This is a genomic window from Micromonospora echinofusca (assembly GCF_017614955.1).
Lineage (GTDB): Bacteria > Actinomycetota > Actinomycetes > Mycobacteriales > Micromonosporaceae > Micromonospora > Micromonospora echinofusca_A.
In genome coordinates, this window is the sequence record NZ_WVUH01000320.1 from 1 (window position 1) to 8,236 (window position 8,236).

Sequence of the window (8,236 nt, forward strand, 5' to 3'; positions counted from 1 at the left end):
CCCCGGGGATTGCCGCCCCCGGAGCCGGCGCCGCCGCCGACCCGGTCCGGATCATGCCGCTCGGTGACTCCATCACCGGCTCACCCGGCTGCTGGCGATCCCTGCTCTGGAACAGGTTGCAGAGCACCGGCCACACCGGCATCGACTTCGTCGGCACCCTCGGCCCGCAGGGCTGCGGCCAGCCGCACGACGGGGACAACGAAGGGCACGGCGGCTACCTGGTCACCAACGTGGCCAACCAGAACCTCCTGCCCGGCTGGCTGTCGGCCACCCAACCGGACATCATGCTGATGCACTTCGGCACCAACGACGTGTGGAGCAACATCCCGCCGGCCACCATCCTCACCGCGTACAGCAGACTGGTCGACCAGATGCGGGCCAGCAACCCGGCCATGAAGATCCTCGTCGCGAAGATCATCCCGATGGCCCCGGCCAGCTGCGCCGAGTGCGGACAGCGCACCGTGGCCCTCAACAGCACCATCGACGGCTGGGCGGCCGGCAAGACCACCGCACAGTCCCCGATCGTCGTGGTCGACCAGTGGACCGGCTTCAGCACCGCCACCGACACCTACGACGGCGTGCACCCGAACGCCGCCGGAGACCAGAAGATGTCCGACCGGTGGTACCCGCCGCTGGTCGCCGCACTGGACGGGATGACGCCCACCCCCACGCCGACGGTGTCACCGACCGTGTCGCCCACGCCCACCGTGTCGCCCACGGTGTCGCCCACGCCCACCACGACGTTGACCCCGCCACCCGGTGGCTGCACCGCCACCTACCGGATCGTCAACCAGTGGCAGGGCGGCTTCCAGGGTGAGGTGACCGTGCGCAACACCCGCCTCACCCCGATCACCGGCTGGACCGTCCGGTTCAGCTTCAACGACGGGCAGCAGATCAGCCAGACCTGGAACGCCGACCTGGTACAGAGCGGTACCGACGTCACGGCCCGGAACGTGAGCTGGAACGGCACCCTCGCCGCCGGCGCGTCCACCAGTTTCGGCTTCCTGGCCAGCTCCGGCGCCACCAACACCGTCCCACCCATCTTTTGCTGAAGATGTAAGGAAGGGCCCCTTCTTAACGCTTTTGGTAGAGGAAGGGGCCCTTGTTAACAGCCCGCTCGGCTCAGGTGAGGACGGTGCGGGGACGGGAAGCCAGCCCGTTCGGCTCAGCTGAGGCCGTGCGGGGCGGGATGCGGAGCGGCTCAGGCGAGAGTGGCTCAGGCGAGAGCGGTCAGAGCCGCGAGCAGCCGGGCCCGTAGCGGTGCGGCCCGTTCGGCGAAGGTACGTTGCGCGGCCACGTACTCGGCCCGCCCCTCGGCGGTCTCGATCCGGACCGGCGGGTAGCCGAGCGCGGCCAGATCGTACGGACTGGCCCGCATGTCCAGGGTGCGGATGTCCCGGGCCAGCTCGAAACAGTCGGCGACCAGCTCCGAACCGACGAGCGGGGAGAGCTTGTACGCCCACTTGTAGAGGTCCATGTTGGCGTGCAGGCAACCCGGCTGCTCGTTGTCCCGTTGCGTCTCCCGGGTCGGGTTCAACAGGTTCAACGGGCGGGCCGGGGCGGTGAAGAAGCGGTACGCGTCGAAGTGGCTGCACCGGACGCCGCGCTCCTCGACGATCGCGGCGGTCCGCTCCGGCGACAGCCGTAGCGGCCAGGCGTTGTGGCGTACCTCGTCCTGGGTCTGCCGGTACACCATCGCCCACTCGTGCATGCCGAAGCAGCCCAGATGTGCCGCCCGTCCCATGGTGGCCTGCAAGAGGTCCCGGATCCAGTCGATGGACTCGTTGCGCCGCTGGCGTACCCGATCGACGTCGAGGGTGAGCCCCGCGGGCGTGGCCCGGTAGTCCGGGCCGAATCCGGCCGGATCCGCGTCGCGCAACGTCACCCCGGCGCCGGGATGCCAGCGGCGGAGCTGCGCCGGGCGGTGCGAGTAGTAGGTGAAGAGAAAATCCTCCACCGGATGCTTGACGCCCTGCCGGCGGCGGGCCAGATGCGGTACCAGCCACCGGTCGACCCGCTCGGTGTGCGCGTCCCGGCGGGCCAGCCACTCCGTGCGGCCGAGCACGGCGGCAGGCACCGTGCGGTCGAGCACGACGGCGGGCGGAGCGACGGGAACGGCGGTCACCAGGCCAGGGTACGACGTTTGCAGGGGCCCCTTCTTGGAGCGCCCGGCAGTATGACTGGCGGGCTGCGCCGTGCCCCGGCGCATCGGCTGGCGGCGTTGTCGTCGTCGGCCATGCCACACCGGCATGGCCTCCTCCGCCGCCTTGCCACCCTCGGCCAGGCCCCGCCTCGCCTCCACCGCCCTATTGCCGGGCGCTCTTAACGCTGGGCGGGTGGGGCTGGTGCGTTAACAAGGGGCCCTTCCTATACCGAAAGCGTTAACAAGGGGCCCTTCCTTACACTCCTCCCTCAGCTGAGGTTGATGCGGACGCCGGCGGAGAAGACCCCGCTGCGGAGTTCCAGTTGGCTCGGCGGGTTCGGGCCGTCGACGGTGAAGACTAGGGGCGCCAGCAGGCGACCGCCGGCCGGTACCGGGGTGCCGAACACGTCCCGCCCCTGGTTGGCGAGCCGCGTGGCGGTCTCGTCGACGCCGACCCAGGTGCCGCCGGGCAGGTACGCCCGCTGCAACTGGCCGTGCCAGGGCTGCTTCTCCGAGGTGAGGTTGCGTACCCCGACGGTCGCCTCGCACTGCCGTCGGGTCCCGCCGGGCGGGCAGGCGAGCCGGTAGACGGTGAACTCGAAGGCGTTCTCCCGCAGGGTGCTGCCCACCGCGCCGACGGTGGCCGTCCCCACCCAGGCGCCGCTGGTGGGCTGTGGCCCGGCGTGCATGGCGCTCACCCGGGTGGTCGCCACCCAGGCTCCCGCGCCGACCACCAGGGCGAGCAGCGCGGCGGCCGTGGTGACCACCAGCCAGACCGGTGGCCGGCGGCGCCGGCTGACCGGCCGGGGTGCCGACGGGACGGGGTACACGGTGCCGCGTCGTACCCGTTCGGCCGCCGCCGGGTCCACGGGTCCGGTCGGGGCGGGGTACGCGGCCCGCCGGTGGTGCCGTCGCCACCACCAGGGGCCGCCCACACCGAGGGCGACCAGGGCCAGCAGGGCGCCGCCGAACACCGCAGGGCGGCGCCACGGGGCGGGCTGGGCGGTGTCCCCGGCGGGCGCGGCCGACGTCCGCCAGGTCGCTGTGGCGCAGTCGTACGGGGTACCACCGGTGCGGGCGTAGACGCAGGCCGGGGTGACGACCGCCTGCCCGGGGCGGGCCGGACGGATCGCGGCCCGTACCGTGGTCGTACCGGATGCCGGGACGGTGACCTGCCAGGTGACCTCGCTCGGGTTGGCCCGGTCCGCCGACCGGGTGGCCCGCCCGCCGTCACTGATCGAGGTGGCCGCCGAGCCCCGGGGCAGGGTCTGCCGGACGGTGGTGTCCAGCGGGCTCGTCCCGGGGTTGCGGACCTGGATCCGGTACGTCGGGGTGTCCGTGCTGCCGCCCGCGACGGCCACGCTGACCGAGGGCGGTACCGGTGTCTTGGCCCGGGGGGTGCCCCGGGGTCGGGGTGACGGGCTGCCCGACGGGCCGGTGCCCGTACCACTGGATGGGACGGCCCCGCCGGGTACGGCACCTCCCGGCGCGGGTGCGCCCGGCCCGCCGGGGCCCGGCTGCGGTGCGCCCGGGACGCCGGGTGGTGGTTCCTGCCCGGGGGCCGGAGGCGCCGGTTCGCGGCCGGGGTCCGGTTCCTGGCGGCCCGGGTTGCCCGGTGCCGGTTCCCGGACGGGGTCCGGCTCCACGAGCCCCGGGGGCGCCTCCCGCCATCCGGGCTCCGGCTCCCGCCATCCGGGCGGGGGTTCCTGGTACCCGGGTACCGGCTCCTGGTATCTCCCGGGTGGGACGGCGCCGGCCGGACCGCCGATCGGCGCGGCCAGGGCGGCCAGGCAGCCGATGAGGACCACCACTGGCATTCGGTGTCGTGTCGTTGCAGGCATGACAAACGAACCTCCGGAACCCGACGCTAGGTCGATGCCGTGGCGACCCGGGCCGGAAGGCGGGAAACCGGCCCGTGATCCGGCGGGCACGGTATGGTGCCCGCCGCCCGGGTGCGGTGTGGTGCCCGGCTGTGTGGTGAGCAGGCTCGTGCCCGGCTGTGTGGTGAGCGGGCTCGTGCCCGGCTGCGCCACCAGCGGTTCCGGGCCGGCATGGGGCTAGATTGACTGCGTGCGTATCGCTCGTTTTGCTCATGCCAAGGGAATGTCGTTCGGAGTCGTCGAGGGCGAGCCGGGGGTCGGCCCGGACGGTTGGACGATCGCCGAGATCGAGGGCCACCCATTCGGTGAGATCCGGTTCACCACGGCCCGCTGGGCGCTCTCCGACGTCCGGCTGCTCTCGCCGATCCTGCCCAGCAAGGTGGTCTGTGTCGGGCGCAACTACGCCGAGCACGCCGCCGAGCACGGCAACGTCGTACCGGCCGAACCGCTGCTCTTCCTCAAGCCCTCCACGTCGGTGATCGGCCCCCGGGACGCCATCCGGTTGCCGATCTTCAGCAAGCAGGTCGAGCACGAGGCGGAGCTGGCGGTGGTGATCGGCGCACCGGGTGCCCGCCGCGCCGACCGGGCCGCCGCCGAGCGGGCCATCTTCGGGTACACCTGCGCCAACGACGTGACCGCCCGGGACCTGCAACGCTCGGACAGCCAGTGGACCCGGGCGAAGGGCTTCGACTCGTTCTGCCCGATCGGGCCGTGGATCACCACCGGGCTGGACGTCAGCGACCTGGAGATCCGCTGTGAGGTGGGTCGCAGCCCGGACGAGATGGAGGTACGCCAGCTCGGCCGGACCAAGGACATGGTCTTCGACGTGCCGGGGCTGGTGTCGTACATCTCGCACGTGATGACGTTGCTTCCCGGCGACGTGGTGCTGACCGGTACGCCGGCCGGGGTTAGTCCGCTCGTGGACGGGGATACCGTGACCGTACGCATCGACGGGATCGGTGAACTGTCCAACCCGGTGCTGGCGTCGAGCTGACCCTCGCGGATGCGGGGATGCCGACTGGCGCCGACCGGGGCGCCAGCGGCGGTGAGGGCGGCGGCGCGGGTGGTGAAACCGCAGCTCAGGGCGGGTTTGGCGATCCGATTTGGCTGGCCGGTGCGGGGTGGAGTAAAGTTCGTTCCCGGCGCCGCAAGGGGCCAGTGGGGTATGGGGTAATTGGCAGCCCGGCTGATTCTGGTTCAGCTAGTCTAGGTTCGAGTCCTGGTACCCCAGCTTCCGGTTTCCGCAAGGAAACCGGTTGCTGGTTTCGGTCAGAGATCGGCACCGCCGCCCGATTGGGAAGCGGGAAAGGATCTCTGATAGAGTTCAGCAGAGCCGCCCGGAAGGGCGGTGGGAAAAATGAAAGTCCTGGCCCCGTCGTCTAGCGGCCTAGGACGCCGCCCTCTCAAGGCGGTAGCGCCGGTTCGAATCCGGTCGGGGCTACAGAGGTAGCGGCCCGCTCCACTCGGTGGAGCGGGCCGCTTCACTTTTCCTGGATGTACCCGGTACCCGCTTCCCAACGCGGCAAACCCGCCGACCATGGAGTTGTGGTGGGTACAAAAGCCTCACCGGGGCGCAGAACGCCCACCACAACTCCATGATCGGCAGGGCTGGTGCGGTGGGTCAGTCGCCGCGCGCCCGGCGGGTGGCCCGGTCGTTGGCCTTCTCGATCGCCTTGACCAGTTCCGGCTTGGTCATCCGGGACCGCCCCTTGACGTCGAGTTGCCGGGCCACGTCCATCAGGTGTTCCTTGGTCGCGTTCGCGTCCACCCCACCGGCGGTCGGCGCCCGGCGTGCCGGGCCACCCCCGGCGGCCTGGGTGTCGCTCGGGCCCTTACGCCCCTTCGGCTCCCAGTGGTCGCCGACCTTCTCGAACTCGTGCTTGACCGCCGCGAAGGCGGTCCGGTGGGCCCGCTCGCCCTCGCCGTACGTCTGCACCGCCGAGTCGTGCGTCTTGACCCAGGTGTCCTGGGCCTTCTTCGGGGACCGCCGCAGCGTGCTCGGCAGGACCTCACGTCCAGGCATGACTCCTCCTCGTCCCAGCTGACGGCGTCGCGCTCGTCCTAGCTGACGGTGTCGCGTTGTGCGTGTGTACCCGGAAGCGTTCCCCCGGACGGAGTGGGACAAACCACCACCCCGGTTTGCCCGGATCGGGCCGGGGGTACCGACCGCGCCACGTGACGGTGGTGATGCGGGGAGCGGCCATGGCAACGACGACCGAGCCGACGGCGGTACCCGGGCGGCTCCGCCAGCTCCACTGGGCCACCTGGCGCGGCGTGGCGGTCCGCAGCGGCCGGAACTTCGTCCGGGACAACTGCGCCGACTGGGCCGCCGCGCTGACGTACTACGGGGTGCTCGCCCTCTTCCCGTCCGCGATCGTGATCGTGGCGCTGGTCGGCCTGGTCTCGGACGGTCCCCGGACCATCGACACCATCACCGGGCTGGCCCGGGACGTCGGTGCCGGGGCGGTGATCGCCAACGACGGGGTGACCAGCGTGCTGGAGAACGTGGTCGACCAGCAGGAGTCGGCGCGGGTACTGCTCAGCTTCGGTCTGCTCGGCGCGCTCTGGTCCGCGTCCGGGTACGTCGGCGCCTTCACCCGGGCGTCGAACGCGATCTACGGCGTCGAGGAGGGACGGCCGTTCTGGAAGCTGCGCCCGTTGCAGCTCGGCCTGACCGCGGTGGCCCTGGTCCTGCTGGCGGTGGTGGCCACGGTGCTGATCGTCAGCGGCCCGGTCGCCGACGCCGTCGGCGACGCGCTGCGGCTGGGCGACGCACCCCGGACCACCTGGACGGTGGTCAAGTGGCCGGCCCTGGTCGCCCTGATGATGCTGCTGCTGTCGCTGCTGTTCTGGATCGCCCCGAACGTCCGGCAGCCGAGGTTCCGCTGGCTGACCGTGGGTGGGGCGGTGGCCCTGCTCTCCTGGGCGTTGGTGACCTTCGGTTTCGGCCTGTACGTCGGCAACTTCGCCTCGTACGACGTGACCTACGGCAGCCTCGGTGCGGTCATCGCGTTCCTGGTCTGGCTCTACCTGTCCAACTGCGCCCTGATGTTCGGGGTGCAGATCAACGCCGAGGTGCAGCGCGGCCGGCTGCTCCAGAGCGGGGCCACCGACGTCGGGGAACCTGTCCTGGCACCGAAGGAACCCGCCGATCCGTGACGGGACGGGCGTTTATCGGCATTCCCTGCGGGTAGCGCAACAGACATGGAACGTGGCAGCAGCAAGCACGGACCCCGGCTCGACGAGCAGATGAGCCAGGAGGTCAAGGGCGTGGTGCAGGGCACCGCCGGGTCCCGCGTCGACGAGTTCCGCCAGGCGGAACCCGCCGGGGAGGACCAGCCGGAGCCGACCACGGCACCGGCGGGCGAGTTGCGTACCGGCGCCCCGAAGGGGATGAGCTCGGCCGACGTCGAGCAACGCAGCCGGTTGGGGCGCTACATCGGTCTCTCCGCGCTGCCCGGTGACCGCCAGACCCTGCTCCGCAACGCCGAACAGAACGAGGCACCGGCCGACATTCTCGCGGAGTTGCGCCGACTGCCCGACGGTACCGAGTTCCAGACGGTTTCCGAGGTGTGGGCCGCGCTCGGCCACAAGAACGAGACGAGCCGCTGGTGAGGTCGTGACCCGACCCCGACCGGCACGAACAGGAGGAAGCCTGATGAGTGGTGTTACCGAACACGTCGACGTCGCCGTACCCGTGCGGACCGCGTACGACCAGTGGACCCAGTTCGAGGAGTTCCCGCAGTTCATGGAGGGTGTGCAGGAGGTCCGGCAGCTCTCCGACACGATGACCCACTGGACGGTCGAGATCGGTGGGGTCAAGCGGGAGTTCGACGCGCAGATCACCGAACAGCTGCCCGACGAGCGGGTGGCCTGGCGCTCCACCGAGGGCACCAAGCAGGCCGGCGTGGTGACCTTCCACCGGCTCGACCCCGAGCACACCCGGGTCACCCTCCAGTTGGAGTTCGAGCCGCACGGTGTGGTGGAGCAGGCCGGCGACAAGCTCGGCATCGTCGACCGCCGGGCCAAGGGCGACCTGGAGCGGTTCAAGAAGTTCATCGAGCGCCGGGGCCAGGAGACCGGCGCGTGGCGCGGCACCGTCGAGCGTCCGCAGCCCTGACCCCTCCCCCGATCCGTACCTCGATGGCCGCCGGTGCTCCGGCGGCCATCGCCGTCTTCTCCGTCACGGTGGGGGGCGGGGCCGTTGTTTGGG

At 71.3% G+C, this 8,236-nt stretch carries 8 protein-coding genes and 2 tRNA genes; 7 read left to right on the forward strand and 3 right to left on the reverse strand.

The window, feature by feature from the left end; translation table 11 throughout:
* Window positions 1-8: 8 nt before the first annotated feature.
* Window positions 9-1,052, forward strand: coding sequence for a cellulose binding domain-containing protein (locus GSF22_RS26960; protein WP_307804362.1), 1,044 nt, complete (start codon window positions 9-11; stop codon window positions 1,050-1,052).
* A 164-nt stretch (window positions 1,053-1,216) separates the two neighbouring features.
* On the opposite strand, the gene GSF22_RS26965 is transcribed toward GSF22_RS26960, so the two are convergent.
* Together GSF22_RS26965 and GSF22_RS26970 are read right to left on the reverse strand one after the other, a co-directional pair.
* Window positions 1,217-2,092: a 3-methyladenine DNA glycosylase gene (locus GSF22_RS26965; RefSeq protein ID WP_208816551.1), complete on the reverse strand. Its 876-nt coding sequence runs from the start codon at window positions 2,090-2,092 to the stop codon at window positions 1,217-1,219.
* Window positions 2,093-2,412: 320 nt separating this feature from the next.
* Window positions 2,413-3,960, reverse strand: a complete 1,548-nt coding sequence (locus tag GSF22_RS26970) for a hypothetical protein (protein ID WP_208816546.1) — start codon at window positions 3,958-3,960, stop codon at window positions 2,413-2,415.
* 253 nt (window positions 3,961-4,213) lie between these two features.
* Between GSF22_RS26970 and GSF22_RS26975 the strand changes: the two genes are divergently transcribed.
* The 3 genes from GSF22_RS26975 (at window position 4,214) to GSF22_RS26985 (ending at window position 5,464) form a co-directional block, all read left to right on the forward strand.
* On the forward strand, window positions 4,214-5,017 hold the full coding sequence (locus tag GSF22_RS26975) for a fumarylacetoacetate hydrolase family protein (protein WP_208816547.1): 804 nt from the start codon (window positions 4,214-4,216) through the stop codon (window positions 5,015-5,017).
* A gap of 165 nt (window positions 5,018-5,182) precedes the next feature.
* Window positions 5,183-5,254 (forward strand) — tRNA-Gln (locus tag GSF22_RS26980).
* Between the two features lie 137 nt (window positions 5,255-5,391).
* Window positions 5,392-5,464: transfer RNA gene (locus tag GSF22_RS26985), tRNA-Glu, on the forward strand.
* A gap of 180 nt (window positions 5,465-5,644) precedes the next feature.
* Here the strand turns inward: GSF22_RS26985 and GSF22_RS26990 are convergent.
* The gene (locus tag GSF22_RS26990; RefSeq protein WP_208816548.1) at window positions 5,645-6,046 is read right to left on the reverse strand and encodes a ChaB family protein; all 402 of its coding nucleotides are present in this window, start codon (window positions 6,044-6,046) and stop codon (window positions 5,645-5,647) included.
* Between the two features lie 179 nt (window positions 6,047-6,225).
* On the opposite strand from GSF22_RS26990, the gene GSF22_RS26995 reads away from it, so the two are divergent.
* Genes GSF22_RS26995 through GSF22_RS27005 form a run of 3 tightly spaced genes read left to right on the forward strand, consistent with a single transcriptional unit; the run spans window position 6,226 to window position 8,143 of the window.
* On the forward strand, window positions 6,226-7,182 hold the full coding sequence (locus tag GSF22_RS26995) for a YihY/virulence factor BrkB family protein (RefSeq protein WP_244454197.1): 957 nt from the start codon (window positions 6,226-6,228) through the stop codon (window positions 7,180-7,182).
* 45 nt (window positions 7,183-7,227) lie between these two features.
* On the forward strand, window positions 7,228-7,638 hold the full coding sequence (locus tag GSF22_RS27000) for a DUF2795 domain-containing protein (RefSeq protein WP_208816549.1): 411 nt from the start codon (window positions 7,228-7,230) through the stop codon (window positions 7,636-7,638).
* A 43-nt stretch (window positions 7,639-7,681) separates the two neighbouring features.
* The gene (locus GSF22_RS27005; RefSeq protein ID WP_208816550.1) at window positions 7,682-8,143 is read left to right on the forward strand and encodes an SRPBCC family protein; all 462 of its coding nucleotides are present in this window, start codon (window positions 7,682-7,684) and stop codon (window positions 8,141-8,143) included.
* Window positions 8,144-8,236: the final 93 nt, after the last annotated feature.

Excerpts from the sequence above, each read along its gene's own strand:
- GSF22_RS26995 (WP_244454197.1), top strand. The coding sequence starts at position 6,226 with ATGGCAACGACGACCGAGCCGACGGCGGTACCCGGGCGGCTCCGCCAG.
- GSF22_RS27000 (WP_208816549.1), top strand. The coding sequence starts at position 7,228 with ATGGAACGTGGCAGCAGCAAGCACGGACCCCGGCTCGACGAGCAGATG.
- GSF22_RS27005 (WP_208816550.1), top strand. The coding sequence starts at position 7,682 with ATGAGTGGTGTTACCGAACACGTCGACGTCGCCGTACCCGTGCGGACC.
- GSF22_RS26970 (WP_208816546.1), bottom strand. The coding sequence starts at position 3,960 with ATGCCAGTGGTGGTCCTCATCGGCTGCCTGGCCGCCCTGGCCGCGCCG.
- GSF22_RS26990 (WP_208816548.1), bottom strand. The coding sequence starts at position 6,046 with ATGCCTGGACGTGAGGTCCTGCCGAGCACGCTGCGGCGGTCCCCGAAG.